The sequence below is a fragment of the Ktedonobacter sp. SOSP1-52 genome, from assembly GCF_016587395.1.
Genome location: NZ_BNJH01000001.1, coordinates 2675072 through 2692073 on the forward strand (window position 1 = coordinate 2675072; position 17002 = coordinate 2692073).

20 protein-coding genes and 2 pseudogenes are annotated in these 17002 nt (G+C 52.9%); 9 read left to right on the forward strand and 13 right to left on the reverse strand.

Features of this window, described 5'->3' with window-relative positions; all coding sequences use genetic code 11:
- The first annotated feature begins 165 nt into the window (after positions 1-165).
- Positions 166-519, forward strand: coding sequence for a transposase (locus JMJ16_RS54135; protein ID WP_236601439.1), 354 nt, complete (start codon positions 166-168; stop codon positions 517-519).
- A gap of 28 nt (positions 520-547) precedes the next feature.
- Entirely contained in the window at positions 548-1369 is an 822-nt protein-coding gene (locus tag JMJ16_RS54140) for a transposase (RefSeq protein WP_236601440.1), read from the forward strand.
- 223 nt (positions 1370-1592) lie between these two features.
- Here the strand turns inward: JMJ16_RS54140 and JMJ16_RS56985 are convergent, their stop codons facing one another.
- The 3 genes and pseudogenes from JMJ16_RS56985 to JMJ16_RS56990 form a co-directional block, all read right to left on the reverse strand.
- Positions 1593-2060 carry a universal stress protein gene (locus tag JMJ16_RS56985; RefSeq protein WP_374228955.1) on the reverse strand — a complete coding sequence of 156 codons (468 nt, stop codon included), beginning with the start codon at positions 2058-2060 and terminating at the stop codon, positions 1593-1595.
- Between the two features lie 257 nt (positions 2061-2317).
- Positions 2318-3034 carry a YoaK family protein gene (locus JMJ16_RS12795; protein ID WP_201381761.1) on the reverse strand — a complete coding sequence of 239 codons (717 nt, stop codon included), beginning with the start codon at positions 3032-3034 and terminating at the stop codon, positions 2318-2320.
- A 336-nt stretch (positions 3035-3370) separates the two neighbouring features.
- Positions 3371-3706: pseudogene (locus tag JMJ16_RS56990) on the reverse strand (transposase); the annotation flags it as partial.
- A gap of 178 nt (positions 3707-3884) precedes the next feature.
- Between JMJ16_RS56990 and JMJ16_RS54145 the strand changes: the two are divergent.
- Together JMJ16_RS54145 and JMJ16_RS54150 are read left to right on the forward strand one after the other, a co-directional pair.
- Positions 3885-5063, forward strand: a complete 1179-nt coding sequence (locus tag JMJ16_RS54145; protein ID WP_236601441.1) for a transposase — start codon at positions 3885-3887, stop codon at positions 5061-5063.
- A complete protein-coding gene (locus tag JMJ16_RS54150; RefSeq protein WP_236601442.1) occupies positions 5054-5266 on the forward strand; it encodes a hypothetical protein in 213 nt (70 codons plus the stop codon). Before JMJ16_RS54145 ends, JMJ16_RS54150 begins: the two co-directional genes overlap by 10 nt.
- A gap of 381 nt (positions 5267-5647) precedes the next feature.
- Here JMJ16_RS54150 and JMJ16_RS12810 read toward each other — a convergent pair whose 3' ends face one another.
- The 3 genes from JMJ16_RS12810 to JMJ16_RS12820 form a co-directional block, all read right to left on the reverse strand.
- Positions 5648-6070 (reverse strand): nitroreductase family deazaflavin-dependent oxidoreductase, encoded by a 423-nt coding sequence (locus tag JMJ16_RS12810; RefSeq protein WP_201381765.1) that lies wholly within the window; start codon positions 6068-6070, stop codon positions 5648-5650.
- 161 nt (positions 6071-6231) lie between these two features.
- Complete coding sequence (locus tag JMJ16_RS12815; RefSeq protein WP_201381767.1) at positions 6232-7074, reverse strand: SDR family NAD(P)-dependent oxidoreductase; 843 nt, start codon at positions 7072-7074, stop codon at positions 6232-6234.
- Positions 7075-7226: 152 nt separating this feature from the next.
- Entirely contained in the window at positions 7227-7388 is a 162-nt protein-coding gene (locus JMJ16_RS12820) for a hypothetical protein (protein WP_201381769.1), read from the reverse strand.
- 61 nt (positions 7389-7449) lie between these two features.
- Between JMJ16_RS12820 and JMJ16_RS12825 the strand changes: the two genes are divergently transcribed.
- Positions 7450-7734, forward strand: a complete 285-nt coding sequence (locus JMJ16_RS12825) for a hypothetical protein (RefSeq protein WP_201381771.1) — start codon at positions 7450-7452, stop codon at positions 7732-7734.
- 92 nt (positions 7735-7826) lie between these two features.
- On the opposite strand, the gene JMJ16_RS12830 is transcribed toward JMJ16_RS12825, so the two are convergent.
- Positions 7827-8369 (reverse strand): ATP-binding protein, encoded by a 543-nt coding sequence (locus JMJ16_RS12830; protein WP_201381773.1) that lies wholly within the window; start codon positions 8367-8369, stop codon positions 7827-7829.
- 242 nt (positions 8370-8611) lie between these two features.
- On the opposite strand from JMJ16_RS12830, the gene JMJ16_RS12835 reads away from it, so the two are divergent.
- Positions 8612-8758 carry a hypothetical protein gene (locus tag JMJ16_RS12835; protein WP_201381775.1) on the forward strand — a complete coding sequence of 49 codons (147 nt, stop codon included), beginning with the start codon at positions 8612-8614 and terminating at the stop codon, positions 8756-8758.
- Between the two features lie 525 nt (positions 8759-9283).
- Here JMJ16_RS12835 and JMJ16_RS12840 read toward each other — a convergent pair.
- From JMJ16_RS12840 to JMJ16_RS12855, 4 genes and pseudogenes are all read right to left on the reverse strand, one after another.
- Positions 9284-9634 (reverse strand): annotated as a pseudogene (locus JMJ16_RS12840) (transposase); the annotation flags it as partial.
- 365 nt (positions 9635-9999) lie between these two features.
- The gene (locus JMJ16_RS12845; RefSeq protein ID WP_201381779.1) at positions 10000-11013 is read right to left on the reverse strand and encodes a dipeptide epimerase; all 1014 of its coding nucleotides are present in this window, start codon (positions 11011-11013) and stop codon (positions 10000-10002) included.
- Positions 11014-11156: 143 nt separating this feature from the next.
- A complete protein-coding gene (locus JMJ16_RS12850; protein ID WP_201381781.1) occupies positions 11157-11987 on the reverse strand; it encodes an IS5 family transposase in 831 nt (276 codons plus the stop codon).
- Between the two features lie 86 nt (positions 11988-12073).
- Entirely contained in the window at positions 12074-12643 is a 570-nt protein-coding gene (locus JMJ16_RS12855) for a hypothetical protein (RefSeq protein ID WP_201381783.1), read from the reverse strand.
- Between the two features lie 145 nt (positions 12644-12788).
- Here JMJ16_RS12855 and JMJ16_RS12860 point away from each other — a divergent pair, with 145 nt between their 5' ends.
- Positions 12789-14270: a PLP-dependent aminotransferase family protein gene (locus JMJ16_RS12860; protein WP_201381785.1), complete on the forward strand. Its 1482-nt coding sequence runs from the start codon at positions 12789-12791 to the stop codon at positions 14268-14270.
- 49 nt (positions 14271-14319) lie between these two features.
- On the opposite strand, the gene JMJ16_RS56995 is transcribed toward JMJ16_RS12860, so the two are convergent.
- Positions 14320-14619: a hypothetical protein gene (locus JMJ16_RS56995; protein WP_201381787.1), complete on the reverse strand. Its 300-nt coding sequence runs from the start codon at positions 14617-14619 to the stop codon at positions 14320-14322.
- A 175-nt stretch (positions 14620-14794) separates the two neighbouring features.
- Here JMJ16_RS56995 and JMJ16_RS12870 point away from each other — a divergent pair, with 175 nt between their 5' ends.
- Both JMJ16_RS12870 and JMJ16_RS12875 read left to right on the forward strand, forming a co-directional pair.
- Positions 14795-15613, forward strand: a complete 819-nt coding sequence (locus JMJ16_RS12870; RefSeq protein ID WP_201381789.1) for an IS6 family transposase — start codon at positions 14795-14797, stop codon at positions 15611-15613.
- Positions 15614-15740: 127 nt separating this feature from the next.
- The gene (locus JMJ16_RS12875; protein WP_201381791.1) at positions 15741-15908 is read left to right on the forward strand and encodes a hypothetical protein; all 168 of its coding nucleotides are present in this window, start codon (positions 15741-15743) and stop codon (positions 15906-15908) included.
- Positions 15909-15941: 33 nt separating this feature from the next.
- Here the strand turns inward: JMJ16_RS12875 and JMJ16_RS12880 are convergent, their stop codons facing one another.
- Complete coding sequence (locus tag JMJ16_RS12880; protein ID WP_201381793.1) at positions 15942-16565, reverse strand: hypothetical protein; 624 nt, start codon at positions 16563-16565, stop codon at positions 15942-15944.
- Between the last annotated feature and the right edge of the window lie 437 nt (positions 16566-17002).

A 17002-nucleotide genomic window follows, 5' to 3' on the forward strand; every position in this document is an offset into this window, starting at 1 on the left:
CAAGCATCCACCATTATTTCTTACCAATTTCCTCCCAAAACAATCTTTTAGTTGGGTATGAGACTGTACTTTTTCTCTTCTCCAGTAGACTTTATCCAATCGATAGACAAAAAACGAAAGGCAGAGTAAGCTTCCCTTAAAATTCTTACCAAGGAAAAAGAAGAGATGCTGACACTGCCTAAAAGGATTATACACGTCTTGCGCCATTTTGAAGAGGCTTTCAGCGAGCGCGTATGGGAATGGGGCAAAGTGCTCTTGATCGGGGCCATTCTGGCCCCCGGAGAGAGAACCGTTGCAGCCATCCTGAGAGTGATGGGATGTGCCGACGAAAAGCAGTTCCAGAACTATCACCGCGTCCTTAATCGCGCCATCTGGTCTTCGCGAGAACTGAGTCGGCGCCTGCTGGTGTTGTTGGTGTGTCTGTTTGTTGCAGGAAATGAGCCAGTCATCCTGGGCCTTGATGAAACGATAGAACGCCGAAGAGGCCGTAAGATTGCTGCACGAGGGGGTCTATCGTGATCCCGTTCGTAGTAGCAAGGAGTTTTTTGTGAAAACGAATGGTTTGCGCTGGATCTCGATGATGCTGCTGACCTCTATCCCGTGGGCACAGCGGGTGTGGGCCTTGCCTTTTTTGAGCGTTCTGGCTCCTTCGGAGCGCTATCATGAGGAGCGCCACATGCGGCACAAAACCATCACCGATTGGGCCTGGCAGATGATCCTGCAAGTCGTTCGCTGGCTCCCTGGTCGAAGCCTGGTCATCGTCGCTGATGGAACCTATGCCGTGCTGGATTTCTTGCTGAAAGTCAGCCGCTTGCCTGGGGTGAGCGCCATCACACGCTTGCGCTTGGATGCCTGTTTGTATGATCCAGCACCTGCGCGTGAAGCTGGCAAACGCGGTCGCACAGCGCTCAAAGGCCCCGCGCAACCCAAGTTGGCTCAGCGTCTGAAAGATCCCACGACACAGTGGGAGAAACATCCCCTCTCCTGGTATGGGGGCACAACGCGTGAGATGGAGATTGCGACCGGCACGGCTCTGTGGTATCAATCTCCCGTTCCCCCTGTTGCGATTCGTTGGGTGCTCATTCGTGACCCTGCTGGCCAATACGAGCCGATAGCCGTGCTGTGCACCGATCTCCACGCTCAGGTGGCTCAGATCGTGGAGTGGTTTGTCTTGCGCTGGACAGTCGAAGTCACCTTTCATGAGGTGCGTGCGTATCTGGGCGTCGAGACGCAGTGCCAATGGTCGGATCTGGCGATCCTGCGTACCACGCCTGCATTGTTTGGCCTGTTTTCGCTTGTCACCATTTTTGCGCAGCAATTGCTGGATGCTCAAGCGTTTCCTGTGCGCCAGGCCGCTTGGTACTGCTAAACCTTGCCGACCTTTTCTGATACGCTAGCTTTCGTTCGTCAGCATCTCTGGCCCTCCACCTTTTTTTCGGTGTCGTCCCCAGATGCCGACACCATTCAAATTCCACGAGCCCTTTTCGACCGCTTTGTGGAGACGCTCGCTTTTGCTGCTTGATCAGCACAATTCATCTGAAACATTTGGATAAAGTCTACCTGAGCAAAGCTCCTTTTAAATAACCGTCCATCTAGTTCGTAGCTGTGCTACTTCCCGCTTTTCTTGACGGGAAGTAGCATTTTTTATGAAGGCGATGGTACAAAAAGAAGTCAAGAGGAGCATGTGCGCATATAGGCATTCCCGTGATCTGCTTACGGTAGGCAAAACATTTTGCTTGAAGATGATGCTGAACTATCTTGCGAGCTTCAAAGGGATACGATGTAGGAGAAAGCCCGGTCATGTTCGTCACATCACTTGACTCAATCACTTGAAGAAGCACAAGGAGGCCTTGTGCTGATTGAGTGAGATATACTGCAAGTAGTAACACATTCTCTGCCCTGGTTGAGCCATCCAATGGAACAAGAATACGTGTTAACATACACGTTTCCTTTCCACTCACGACCCGTTTTAGCCACGAAACCGCTGAAGGCAAAACGGTTGGGCATGTCCTTGATATCCAACTGACGAAAACACCAGACATACACATACAGGCACTCATGTATGGGTGCCTTGGTCTGCTTCATCGCTTGCACATGCTGAATCCATTTCATCAAACACCGCCGGTCACATCCCCACCTACCACCATCCCATGGGAGGCAATGGACAGCTTCATCCATCCACTCATACGCCTCAAAACTGGCTTCAATCTCCAACAATATGCTCACGAACCTGGCTGTTATCAGGATCAAGGGCAATGATAATCATATCCACCTTCCCTCCGTTTCGCTTCTCATGCAATTTTAGAATAAAGCGCGTCTAGCGAAGTGACCGGATGTGGCGCTCATGCAAGGAGTGAGAGACAGTTCTTACAAAGACAATGGCGATGGCAATACAGGGAAGAAAGAGCACTAGCGAAGGCCAATTGAGCGTGATGAGTCCACTTATGAGGGCCCCAAACAAATAGATCAGCAACATTGTTGCCTGAAGGCTCGGCGTGGTGAAGGGAATGAAAGCAGCAATTTCATCATTCGAAGTGGCGGGAAGCGAGCCATGAGGAGACTGCTTCAGACTTCGCACGAGGGTGCGGATAAGGCTGTTCATCGTATCTGTGATATAGGTAGTCACCACTCCGTGAATCGTCAGCCTCGTCACGGCAACGCTCTGTAACCCCATCGCCATGGCAGAGAGTACTAACAGAATAAGTAAGGTGAGAAGCGCATGAGCAGGTAAGGTATACCAGAGAAGGCAAAAGACCCCAAACACCAGGGTTTCAAACACCAAAATCTTAGTCACGCTCAATGGCCAGAGCAGAGATGGTGTTTCTTGCCAGGGGATCGCTGCCCCACTCGCCACTCCGATACAAAAGCCGACAAGAGCCGAGCTTGTATAAAGGATCGCCTCAAAATGGGCCTGGCCTAAAGCCAAACCGAACAAAACGACATTCCCTGTCATATTTGCGATAAAGACATGACCAAGCCGCAGAAAGCTGATTGCATCCATGCTACTCGAGACGCACGTGAGCAGCAAAACCATGGCATTTCGTCCTCAAATGGTTGAGAGCGATAAAGGGTTCGTACCTTGCAAGCGGTTCCCAGGTCGTCGCATAGAGACAACCTCTCTTTCACATCTTTGACGACATTTCTGTAGCAGCAGGCATTCGGTGGTCTCATCTTCTCTTCATGAGGAACAGAGTGAACAAACGCCCTTCTGCTGTGACACGAGAAACAATCCATCATAGTGTCTGCCTATGTTATATAGTTGAAGGCTACTGATTGGGTAGTGTTGCAAAAAAACAAAGCTCTGCAAATTGAAGTACACACAAACATACCTCACTAGTAAAAGATACAAAACGTGCGCCCTTTCTCTAAAATGCTGCAAGAGATCGGCGATCCACTCGGAGTCCTTCACATCCGTTTTGCGCCCTGGGACGGTTTTGAGATGGTGCGCATTGACCACCAGGATCTCAAAATCCCCTTCTAGCAAGTTATAGATGGGCTTCCAATAGACACCGGTCGACTCCATGGCCAGATGCGTGCATCCCTGCTCTTTCAGCCAATCTCGCATTTCCAGCAAGTCTGCCGTCTTCGTGGCAGAGGTTCGAATCTCTTTGTCGGGGTGTCCTGGTTTCCCCGGCAGGATCAAGCACACCTTCACATTCTTCTTATGGACATCCAGTCCTGCACAGCGTTCGTAGAGCAATTCCATCGGTTCTTCCCTCACATGAGATCTTGCACCAGAAACAGGCTTCTTTCGGATGATGCTCCAACGTAAATTTTGGCCAAAATAGTGGCAGCAAGCTTGGCAAAAGAAGAGCTTGCAAAGAAAAAGATGATGGTCTATAGCTCTTGCAGAAAGTCAACCAAGCAAGAGGAGAATCATCATCATGACAGAATCTACGATGAAACTGACCCAACGTTTTACCGGATGTGCGAGCCTGGCCGCACTGGGCATCAAACTGCGCACCCTGGATCTGCTGGCACCGATCCGAAAGCTCGTTCAGATCCCGCAGAAGACCGTGAAAGACACGCCCTTTGAGAAACTGTCCGATGCCTTCATCAGTATCCTGGCGGGAGCCACAGGGCTGGTGGAGATCAACAGCCGCTTGAGGAGCGATCGTGCGCTGCAACACGCGTTTGGACGGACGCGCTGCGCCGAGCAATCGGTCGTCCAGGAGACGCTCTCTGCCTGTACCGCCGAGACGGTGAAGCAAATGGAGCACGCGATGAAGCTGATGTATCGCCAACACAGCCAAGGCTATCGGCATGACTACCATCGGCAGTTTCAAATCCTGGATGTTGATCTCACGGGTCTGCCGTGTGGCAAAAAGGCTGCTCTGGCTACCAAAGGCTACTTTGCTGGGGCGCGCAACCGCCGTGGACGGCAATTGGGCCGTGTCCTGGCGACCCGCTACGGGGAAGTCGTCGTCGATCAACTCTTTGAGGGCCGGACCAAACTGTCCGAGGCGTTTGTGCCTCTAGTTCAAGCTGCCGAGGAGATCCTGGACCTCAATGGCGCGAAACGCGCGCGCACCCTGTTGCGGGTGGATGCTGGGGGTGGCAGCCTGAACGACGTGAACTGGTCGCTCACCCAAGGCTACCAGATCCTATGCAAGGATTACTCCGGCCAACGTGCGACTCGCCTGGCAGCTTCCGTGACCCGTTGGGTTGACGATCCCGATGAGCCGGGTCGGCAAGTTGGATGGGTCGAAGTGCAAGCGCCGGAGTATGTGCGGCCTGTGAGGCGCATCGCAGTTCGTAAGCGCAAACCTAATGGACAGTGGGGCATCGCGGTCCTGATCTCCAGCCTGCTGCCCGATGAGGTTGAAGAACTGAGCGATGGCCTGCTTGTCCACAGTCTTGATCCTGTCAAGGATCTGCTGCTTGCCCACCTGCGTCTCTACGATCAGCGTGGAGGTGGGGTCGAAACCTCGTTCAAAGGCGACAAACAGGGGGGGCCCTCGGCAAGCGCAGCAAAAAGCGGTTTGAAGCGCAACAGATGGTTATGCTCTTGGGCAGCCTGGTCCACAATGTGCTCGTCTGGGCACAAGAGTGGTTGGCCGTAACGACCTCTGCGGTGCAGCACTACGGACCTTTGCGTTTGGTGCGCGATGTTTTTCATATCAGTGGCTTTCTCCTCCTTGATGCGTGGGGGCGCGTCCGTCAGATCGGACTCAATCAGGATGCTCCGCTGGCTCCTGTTTTACTCAGCCCTTTCCAAACACTCGTCGCTCCTGCACATGTCGCCATTTATTTGGCCAAAACTTAGGTCCAACAGAGGTGGGGATAACCAAAGATTCTCTTCTGCGTGCTCCTCTCCGAAAAGAACCTTCTCGCGAGGGCAACAATATGTGGTTCCTGCGCACACCTCGGTCAGCCTTGGAACTGGCCCGCAGCACAAAGAGGGGCCGACCTTGGTGTCAGAGCATCACCTCATTGCTTGTTCCCGCAACTACTCAACCAAAGGAAAAGAGATTCTCCACAATCATTGTGCCTGTTGTCAACGAATAGTCAAGAGTCAAAACAATGCTTGTACTCTCGGGTAACCCACCTGATGCTCTCCACAAGAGCATCTCAGATGGATACCCACTCTGTCTCCAATTGTTTCCTCCACACTCACGGTTTCATCCCATTTGCACGAATCCTGATCTTATTGCTGGCCATCCCGCCGTTCAAGGGCAATAACAGGAATGGTGCGTGGTGTTGTCTTTTGATACTCAGCATAGAAGGGAAAGACTTCCACAGCTTTGGCAAACGCCTCTTCCCGCTCATTGCCAGTGAGTATCCTGGCAATGGCCTCAAACGTCTCACTGCTCACCTCAACCGTCACCTGGGGATGAGCCAGCAGGTTGTAGAACCAGGAAGGATGGTTTGAGCTTCCTCCTTTAGAAGCAACTGCCAGAAGTCGATCCCCATCAGGCACATACATCAGTGGAGTGGTGTGCTGTTGGCCGGTTTTGGCTCCTGTGGTCGTCAGGAGGATGAAGGGCCCATATCCTCCCAGCCTCACTTTGCCTCCATTTGCACGGAATTCCTCAATAATCGGTTCATTTTGTTTCTGCCATGTATTCATCTTCAGATCTCCTCAGATACCGGCTCCCCAGGGGCATGAGCCGCCATCCGTATATACTCGTGTCATTGCCGCCAGTTCTTCCTTATTATTCCATGCCCTTGACGGCATGGAGGAGCCTGGGTTGCAGGCAACCAGGCCCACTATATTCGACATCAATGAGATTACATGATCAGGTTTCCACCGTCCACTGTGAGATATGTCCCGGTAACGAAGGATGCTTGATTTGAAGCCAGGTATGCAATGGCAGCAGCAACATCTTCGGGCTCGCCATTTCTCCGCAGGGGTGTCGCTTGTGCTATCTGATCTCTTATTGCTTGTGGTGTACCCGCGTTGAGATCAGTGACGATGTGGCCCACCCCCACAGCATTCACCCGAATGCCATAGGGCCCTAACTCTTCCGCCATATTTTTGACCATACTTTCAACACTTGCCTTCGCGACTGCAATCGTCATGCCTCCGCCTCCAGGTCCAGGCCGCCGTGCGATTGTTGCACTGACAAAGACGATGCTGCCCCGTTGTTGTTTGATCATGGTAGGAACGACAGCCTGACCAGGGTAGAATGCGGATTGCAATTGTCCGCGTACAAATGACTCAAGGACTTCCCATCTGCTTCCTGTGAAAGGGGCGAGTATAGCCTGAATATGCTCTCCGGCGGAGAGAGGAGTGCTGGTGGGGAGGGGGCTAGCGGAGGCTGGAGCATTGAGGACCAGGGTGTCAATTGGGCCAAGGATCTCTTCAACAGATTGTACCATTGCCTCTACCTGCTCTTGGTTTGCCACATCAGCCTGGACAGCGATCGCTCTGCCTCCCGCTTGCTCAATGGCCGAGACAACCTTCTGCGCCGCAGCCTCGTTGTGATGGTAGTTGACCCCGACCCTGGCACCAGAGCGTCCAAACAGAAGAGCAGTAGCGGCTCCTATGCCCCGGCTTCCTCCGGTGACTAATGCGACACGGTCCTTCATGGATTTATATCCATCTGGAAATGTTTGGTCTCCTGTGATCATCTCATGATATCCTTTCTCGTTGCTTTTTACATCCTTTTTAAATGATATCTACGCTTCGGTAACGGAGAGCCAAATATCATATCTCGCGTGAAATACACGTTGCAACAGGGCTACGTAAGAGAGATGGGAGAGCCATTGTGCTCGATCTGGGATTAGAGATCGCCAAGAGCTTCGCACATGCTCTGTAGTTGAAACTGATGCATTCCACTTGCCACATTGTAGGAGAAAAGCACGATGAGGTCATAGGCCCGCAGACCAGTATTTCCCTGTACAAACGAACAGGAGGGAACAGGAAACCGATGCGTCTTTCTCACAGAGGAACTTTCCTCTAGAACTACAACTGTCGTATTAGACATGGCCATGCTATGGGAGCAGATGGAGACGCTGGTTGATGTGCTTTCGTTATGCCTGAAGATTCAGCAGGAGCACAATCTGCTAACGGCGCGAAATATACGGAGACAACTTAGACGCTGGAGAAGAGAAGAGGGCAAGGGGGAACAGGGATGGATAGAGCTCAGGACGATTCGGGGCCATGGACCCTATGTCTATTATCGGTGGAGGCAGCCTGGAGAGAGAAAACTGCACACAACCTACTATGGTCGAGGTGATACATTGCTTTGTGATCTGGCGATTGGGATTGCCAGGAGCACGCGCCTGTAAAGGGGAAGGAACGCCCCTTTGAAAAAGCGTGGGAAGGTTGTGAGCCAGGTACGTAACGTGGTTGGAATGGTTCTCCTTAGTAGGAGATCGCGCTAGTGCTCTTTGATGGCAATGATGGAGTTGTTTGGGGAATCGAAATCGGTGATGGTGTGCCAGGGAAGGACCCGGCCTTCGAGAGCTGGATCGCGGTGCAGGGTGGTCATGAGAGCGGAAGAGCCAACGAGCAGCAGCGTACAGATCTGATCATCGAAGAGGTAGGAACGGATGCATTGGGCAAGCATGAGAGAGAGCTGTTCTGCCTGGTCAATGATGAGCAGGTTCACAGAGTTATAAGTGAGGGCCCTGGCAGCCTCGTTCCAGAGTTCGGACGTGCTGCGTGCAGACGGGAACCATTCCAGATCCTCGGCCAGGCGGCGGGCGAATTGTGCAGGCGTTTCTTGTTTTTTGGCGAGAATGTGATGGGCGGTGATTGCTGGCGAGGCCTTCTGTGTGGAAAGGGAGGTGAGCCATTCTTGCACGAGGAGCGTTTTGCCACTGCCTGGCGGGCCTTCGAGAACCAACATCCCTGGAAGTGGTGATGGATGAAACTGAAGAAGCGTTGTAATCCAAGTGTGAAAGTTGGTGATGCGCGCCATTTCCCTTTCCTTCCCAAGATTCTTCTTGCCGACCTTTGGCACAAAACCCCGCCGATACGCATTGCTAGCGCTACTCTCCCTTTCTACAGTATACGCATACTTGCAAGCGTTATATGCATGTTGCAGGAAAGACATGTTGTCTCTCTGTTTTAAAGAATAAAATTTAGTTACTGCTTGACAGTAACAAAGGAACATAGTATACTGTGTGTAAGACATGTTGTTTTTGAACCAAGGAGGAGCAGATGGCGACTGTTTTGGGATGGGTCCAGCGGCGCTGGAACGACGTCTTAGAGCCTGTGGTGAGCTGTGCCACGGTGGCGCAGGTGGTAATTCCGATGAATGTTGAGCACTTTTTAGCGCGAATGGTAGGATTTTGGCGTGAATGTTGAGCAACCAAGCTATCGGCCATCTGAAAAGCCACTCCAGAGGCCGATTGTTTCGCACCGTTTCTGTAAATTCGACTACCCATTCAGGCCGCTTTTGCTCGTTCTATTCGGTTCTGCCTACCTGGAAACATGGCTGAAGGTTCAGACAGATCCGCAAAAGATTGAGCTAAACGGTGATTACTTCTGCGTATGATTCGAGTATTTCGGGCATTCTGTGCTAGCGGATTTACAGATTGTGAAAATTGTGATCCACTTCTGGAGCACGTTCTCGCTTGATCAATGGCTGAGGTGCTCAACATTCGCGCCAAAATCCCACATTTCGCGCCGATTTTGGCTCAACATTCACGCAAATTACCAGCAGGAGTCCCAGTTGCGAGCGCTGTGGGAGCGTGAACTGGAGTGGTGGAAGACGCAGCGGGGGTTAACCGGGGATTCGCTGTTGTTGATAAATGAAAAGGGGACCAAATGGCTCCGAATGATAAAAAAAGGGGGCCAAGAGGAGAGGGAGCCAAGGCGAGTGCTAAGAGCCTATCCCAGTAGGCCCGCAGCACGGTAAGTAATCCAGGCGCAAGCAAGATGGAGCAGGCCCGGATAGTTCTCAACCTTTTTCTCCCAGCGAATCAACACTCCACGAAAACGGTTCATCCAACTGTGTGTGCGCTCCACTACCCACCGTCTCGCCTTGAATCCGACTTGCCGTTTGAGGGCTTGTGCTTCTTCCTTTCTCGCTCGAATATGCAGGATATAACCAAATATTTTCCCCAAGTCCCGAACCTCGTTGTAGTCATACCCTTTATCCAGGCAAAGGTTCTGCTTTTGCTCATCAGTTGGCTCCGGCCGTGTAATGGGAATACTCTGAAGTGTTGCCTGCACAGCGCGGGGGACTTTTTTGCCCACCGAGGACGATACGCGCGGGAAACGGCGGGGACGGAAGCAGCCAGGCTCTACTCTCTAGAGACGGTTATGCAACTGTGTGCCTCAGCCTGCCTGGATTTGGTGACGGTGCTTGGGTGGGGGGTACTCCTGGAAGAGGAACGGCTCTCTTTGCCAGGCATACTTGATCTGAAGTGGTGGCTGGAGCGGGTGAGGTCCGCGCGGATCTCCTCTCGGGTTGAGGTATCGCCGCTGTGGTTGCCCCAGGGGTTAAGAGATGTGGTGGCATGGGCTCGCCCGGCCTGCAGGCCGATATCCTGCCGCGAAGGGGCATGGGAGTCCATGCCACCATGGACCCTACATAGGGCTTGCTACCGGGGTTTGACGCCGAGGCCGGGTCCCTTGGGGAGGATCAGTTTGCCCTGCTCGACGGCGACACCGGTATAGGGATCGTCGTCAATAAGCAGGTTGCCGTCGAGGTCAGCATAGTCGACCAGTGGCGTCAAGTGGGCCGCGGCGGTGATGGCGAGTGAGCTCTCAATCATACAGCCAAGCATGATCTTCAGGTCGTGGGCGCGCGCGACGTGGATCATCTTCAGGATCTGGGTGATACCATTGCTCTTCATCAGCTTCAGGTTGATGCCATCGACGCATTCGCTCAGGCGAGGAATATCCGTCAGGACGACGGAGCTCTCGTCCGCGATAATGGGCAGGGGCACATTGTCGCGAATCAGTTTGAGGCCAGCCAGGTCGTGCGCGGGAACAGGCTGCTCCACAAACTCAATATTGTAGGGCGCCATGGCGTTGATATTTTTGATGGCTTCCTTGGGCGTCCAGCCAGCATTCGCATCTACACGAATGACGGCGGAGGAGACCTCGCGAATGGCCTTGATGATCTCCAGGTCCTGTTTGGTGCCAACCTTGATCTTTAAAATAGGGTAATCTTTAGCGAGCAAGGCCTTCTTGGCCATCTCAGTCGGCGTATCGATGCCGATAGTAAAGGAGGTATAGGGTGTACGGGCAGGATCGAGGCCCAGGAGTTTATAGAGCGGCACTCCCAGTTGCTTTCCTACAAGGTCATAGAGCGCCATATTCACGGCTGCCTTCGCGGCGGGATTGCGACCAATGACCTTGTCCAGGCGGCTCATAATGTCATCGATCACAAATGGATCGTCGCCCAGGTTGCCCGCGAAGAGCGAGATACAGGCCAGAACAGTTTCAGCACTCTCACCATAGTAGTGGGTGGGTGCGGCCTCGCCATAGCCAGTATGCTCGCCATATGTGAGCTGTACCTCCGCATTCGCGGCGACATGCTGTATGGAGCGCGCAATACGGAAAGGCGTAGTCAACTTGAGATCAATAGGCTTTGCGTCAATATGGATCATAGGTTCCTCTCTCCTTATCTAATCGGTGGGTCTGCTATATTCTAGCAGTCAAAGAAGCCTCATGAAAAGGGCCAGAGGAGAGTAGGCACGCTTTCCACCAGACACCCTTTACCCAGCCGGGGCAGGCACGAAAAGTTAAGAGCCTATCCCAGTAGGCCCGCAGCACGGTAAGTAATCCAGGCGCAAGCAAGATGGAGCAGGCCCGGATAGTTCTCAACCTTTTTCTCCCAGCGAATCAACACTCCACGAAAACGGTTCATCCAACTGTGTGTGCGCTCCACTACCCACCGTCTCGCCTTGAATCCGACTTGCCGTTTGAGGGCTTGTGCTTCTTCCTTTCTCGCTCGAATATGCAGGGTATAACCAAATATTTTCCCCAAGTCCCGAACCTCGTTGTAGTCATACCCTTTATCCAGGCAAAGGTTCTGCTTTTGCTCATCAGTTGGCTCCGGCCGTGTAATGGGAATGCTCTGAAGTGTTGCCTGGAGCATCTTGAAATCATTGCGGTTGGCTCCTTCCACCTCTAACCCGATAGGGATACCATACCCTTCAACAAGCAGGCTTCGTTTTACTCCTCGTTTGGCTCGATCAGTTGGATTGGGTCCGGTTCTTTCCTTGCCCAACGGGGCTTTCGTCATCGCCCCATCCATGGCTTGCCATTCCCAATCCAGGCCCTGGAGGTCATCGTAGGCAAGTAGCCCCTGCACCCACAACTCTTTAAAGATGCCCGCTTGAGTCCACTCTTGAAAACGTCGATGGGCACTACTGCTTGAACAAATTCCTGTGGCGTCAAGTGCTTTCCATTGACATGCTGTCCGTAAACGGTAGAAAATTGCATCCATCGCTTTGCGGTCATCTACCCGTGAGCGATGACATCCCAATGGATGCGGCTTGCTTGGTGGCAATAAGGGGTGTATCTTCACCCATAATGCATCTGGGATTCGCCAACTATGACTGACATTGGTGTGACTCATTTTTCCTGTTTCCTCTTTGGCGCAGAGAAGAGAACGGAAGGAATAAAGCAGCAGAAAGGCTTCATTCCTTCTTTCTGTTGTGCTGATTATCGATCAATGGTAAAGCAGATTTGTTTCACTGGGATTGAGAGCATAGGTAGAGTCTCTGGGAAAATAAACGGCTCTGAAGTCTGTATGCAAAACTCTGGCCCAGGTCCCAGGTTCATTTGCCGTCCCCAGAGCATTCCTTTGACCTCTTGCGAAAGGGGCTGTAATATCTCATAGAATGTTCCATAGGTCATTCCAACTGGCTTGTCAAACCGATAGGCGAAACGGACAATAGAGAGATCAGGGTTGCCCCAAACCAACTGATACAGTCCACCTGCACTGCCCTGGGTCCAACGAGCAATCTGGCGATGCGGTTCCTGACATGGCCCGCTGACCGCACGTTCATTGAGTAGGTCTAAGGCTGCCGAGTTCTCAACCAGGTGCCAATCTTCATAGGTAACCTCGTTTCTCTGCAACCAGGACGCTTGCTCCGTCTGCAAGACTCTTGTATGATGAAACCCGCTCGGTTTGTGCATAGCGAGTGTTCGATGGTACGCGATTAAATCATGTTGGTAGGTAGCTGCTTCGATGTCTGGAACATGCCAGTGACAGAAAACATAGGCAAGCATATAAAACTCCTCCTCTGTCCGGTTTTGGATGGTTGCTTCTTGTCGAAATGATCACTTGACGGTATACTACAAGACAAGTGGATCTGAGGAAAGGGCCACTTGGCGCAAAAACAAGGGAACCACTAGAAGGAGAGGGAGAACAGAAGTGAGAGCTTCTCTCGACCTCCCGATCACGTTAGATCGGGAGCATGAACAGTCGCTCCATGTCCAGTTAGCACAACAAGTGCGTAAAGCTATTGTGGATGGACTGCTCTCGGCTGGGACACAGTTACCATCCACTCGAGCACTCGCGGCAGCACTGACCGTTTCGCGCAATGTCATTGTTGCTGCCTATGATGAACTTTTTGCTGAGGGGTATCTTGAGGGGCGGCGTGGATCAGGCACCTATGTCAGCCAGGATCTTCCATCACGCCCTCATTCTTCTCGCCCATCTCCATCTCCATCTCCCCGATGGGTCCGCCCCACGACGCTCCCCGTAAGTCATCCGCCCTCTTCAGAACCAAACATGATTGAATTTCGGCTAGGCACCCCAACAATTGCGCCACTTTCGACTCGTGTCTGGCACGAGATCTGGCGCAAGGCTCTGGCGAACTTGCCACCAAATATGTGTGGATCACCAAATGGAGACCCACGCCTTCGAACGGCCCTGGCCGAATATCTCGGACGAGCGAGAGGCATTGTGTGTCAAGCGAACGATCTGATTGTAACCTCTGGTGCGACCCAGGCGCTCGATCTGCTGGCACGAGCGATCCTGGAGCCAAAGGATCTGGTGGGTTTTGAGGAGCCGGGCTACCCGACGGCCCGTCATATTCTGGCAGCATGTGGGGCAAAGATTCTGCCGCTTCCCGTTGATGATGACGGCGTTCGCGTGGATCAACTCCCGAATGGCCCGGGCGCTCCTGTACTCGTCCATGTCACGCCCTCTCATCAGTATCCCCTCACCACGAGGCTCTCGGTCGCTCGCCGTCTGGCATTGCTGGACTGGGCTCAAGCCAACGATAGCTTGATCATCGAGGATGACTATGACAGTGAATTTCGCTTCCATGCTCCTCCATTGCCAGCACTTGCCAGTCTTGATACGTCCGGGTATGTCGCCTACATCGGAACCTTTTCGAAAGTCCTGACACCTGCTTTACGCGTTGGGTATATGCTCGTGCCACCACCATTGCGGGAGTCCATTGAGCGCTTAAAACGTTTTTCAGACTATCACACCTCCTGGCCAACACAGCAAGCACTGGCGATTTTGCTCTCGGGAGGGCATCTCGATCGACACATTCGACGGATGCGGCTCCATTATGCACAAAAGCGTCAGGTATTAAAGGATATACTTGCCCCCATTGCCCATCTAGCTCAATTACGTGGCCTCGATGCCGGGTTACATGTGTATCTTGAACTGCGTGCAGACCTGGATTCCTCTCGCGTTGCTCAGAAGGCAAAGGCGCGCGGCATTCTGATCTCGACGATAGATACGTGTTATGCCGGAACATCTGATCGCAATGGACTTCTTCTTGGATATGGGGGGCTTCCATTAGAGGATGTCGTGCGAGGGACGCAGATCCTGCGAGAGGTGCTTGAACAACTTGAAGTCAAGATAACAAGCACATCTAAGAAAGAGAGCATACCTTGAGAGTGCGCTCCCTCACACTGCTTCTTGTCCCATGAGAGCGTGTATCAGCCTATTGGGATAGGCTCTTAGCCTCTACCTGCCGACGACATGGCAAAAGCACCGCCAATGCTGTGGACGGGTCGCTTTGGGCCAAGTAGACCCGGGCCTGGCTGAGGGGGAGGTCGTATAAATGCGCCAGATGAGCGGCTGCCGAAAGACTCCCCTGGCGAAGCAACGTCAGCACTTGTGCTGCCGCAACGTCAGGCATCCGAAACACGAAGTGATGCCGACGCACGAACGCTTCGGCCTCATCCAGAACAGCGACCGCGCCGGACACATCGCCCTGGGCGAGTCTCAGGCGGGCGAGCAATACCCCACAGGCAGCAACGGCGTCGACGTTTATCTGCCGCGCGAGCTAGGCACTCTGTTGCCCCTGCTGCAAAGCTTCCTCCAGGTGGATACGTCAGGACTGAGAACAAGAACAGTGGAAATCAGTGTTGTGATACACTGATAGTCCTAGAGGACATCATTATAAGGAGAGTATCATGAACTGCCCGCACTGCGCATCCCCAACCACGAAAGAACAGCGCAAGAAAACGACACTCGGCTATTCCACGTTCTCCTGCATGAGATGTCACCGCACCTTCAACGAGCGAACTGGTACTCCCTTCAATTATCTCGAATATCCGACCGATATCGTGCTCCTCGTCGTCCTGTGGCGGCTTCGCTACAAGTTGAGCCTGCGTGATCTCGCTGAAATATTTTTGGAACGCGGTTTTGTGTTCACACATGAGACCGTTCGAGAATGGGAAGCTCGTTTTGCCCCTTTACTAGCGGAGAGACTGCGCACCAAGCGACGCGGACAAGCGGGTCGATCCTGGTATGTCGATGAAACCTACGTCAAAGTGCATGGGAAGTGGTGTTATCTGTATCGAGCCATTGATGCAGATGGCAACTTGGTGGATTCGCGCTTGAGCGAGAAACGAGATATGGAGGCTGCTCAGCGCTTTTTTCAGCAAGCACTCCAGACAATTGGCCATGCACCAGAACAAGTGACGACGGATGGGCATGGCTCCTATCCACGAGCGATTCGCGAAACACTCGGTAGCGACGTTCTCCATCGCTGCAATCCGTATCTGAATAATCGACTGGAACAAGACCATCGCGGGATCAAACAGCGTTACTACCCAATGCGAGGCTTTGGAAACGTTGAGTCGGCATCTCGTTTTTGTCGTGCCTTTGAGGAGGTCCGTCAGTTCTTTCGCTTTCGCACCACTATGAACCAATCAGTGTCTCTTGCCCACCAACGTATGATGTTTTGTCAGCGTTGGGTAGCCTTACAAGGGATGTTCCTGGCTGCTTAAACGCTGAGAACGATCCTGTTCAATTGAGCACAGGTCTTCCTGTTCTCAGTTCTGACGCTTCCCTCCATGTGCATCACCCTATGAGGTGCGCGTCTTTGGAGCACTCACCGATGAGCAACCCTTTGTCATGATTTTTATGTTGTCCAAGATGCCATTGGGCGCGCTAGCGCTTGCTATGGTCGCCATTGGGCAGCTGCGCATCGGCCGCGCAGAAGTGGCCCTGGGTGAGGAGTACTGGGTGTGCTCCAACGTGAGAATCGAGGGTAGCACTCTCCACTCTGACCGCGAGGTGTAATACCCTGGTGGTGTGATACCCATTATCTGCCCTCTACCGCATTGGCTCAAAGGTTGTTCCTGTATTGTGGAAGACGACCTGGAGGCCGTCTATGGTCGCCACCAGATCCGGATGGCGTGCATCGCCTGAGAAGGTGAGCATGACTGGTGCCAGGTCAGCACCAGGGCCAACAAGGCGTGGGCCTTGCAGGAGTCGGGCATGTTGTGGATCGGCGCCAGGAACCTCGAAAATCAACACCTGTCCCTTGAGATTCATAGCCATAAAATGGGTTTGTACGTGTGGATCGATTTCGTGGCCCACAAAGTGGTCTACCTGGGTTGTCCTTGGATAGCCATAGTGAACATCGTCAAGAACTCGACCACTCCAACTCATCGCCGCCGATCCAGTGAGGGCAAGCAGTAAGGCGCAAAACATTCCCACCCCAAGAGGCAGGAGCCAGTTCCCACCTCGGGATGTTTTCGACGGTGGAACTGACGACCGCGAGAATTCCTGTACCTCTTCAGTCGTGACAGGGCGCTGTGCACGTGGTTTGGCGAATTGAGAGGCACGCGCCGTCTGGACGGCTGGCGCTTTCGCGGGCTGGGACCTCGGGCGGCGGCGTACAACGAGACTGCGTGGGGCCAGACGAGGCTCCTCTCCCTCGATAGTTGCAGGCATAGTGGTTCTCTCCTTTGCTAAGAAAAAGCACAAACGATCAGAGATGAAATAGAAGGGCCACCGCCGGGCGCAGGAAGGGGAAGAACACTCGTTCCTCCAAAGGATACCTGAACCGTAGGGCACGGCGCAACCCATTTTTCCACGAAGTTATCCAGGGGGGTGTGCACGAATTGTGGAGAATATCGAAGAAACCAAAAGCCTGGTCAGGAGATGCGAAAAGATGGTAGCCAACTGCACCTGATAGGCGCAATTGAAGAAGGAGTGTTCTGAGAAAGGGTGTGTTTAGGAATATGACGTATGAAGAAAGGCTTCGATATGATTGGGCTTGAAGAAGCCTTCCTGCAAAGCGTCCAGGGGCAAATGCAGAGGGCAGAGCTCATCTCTTCCATGCGCCTGTCTCGCTTTGAGGAAGGGAGAGACGAGACAGACGTTCCTTC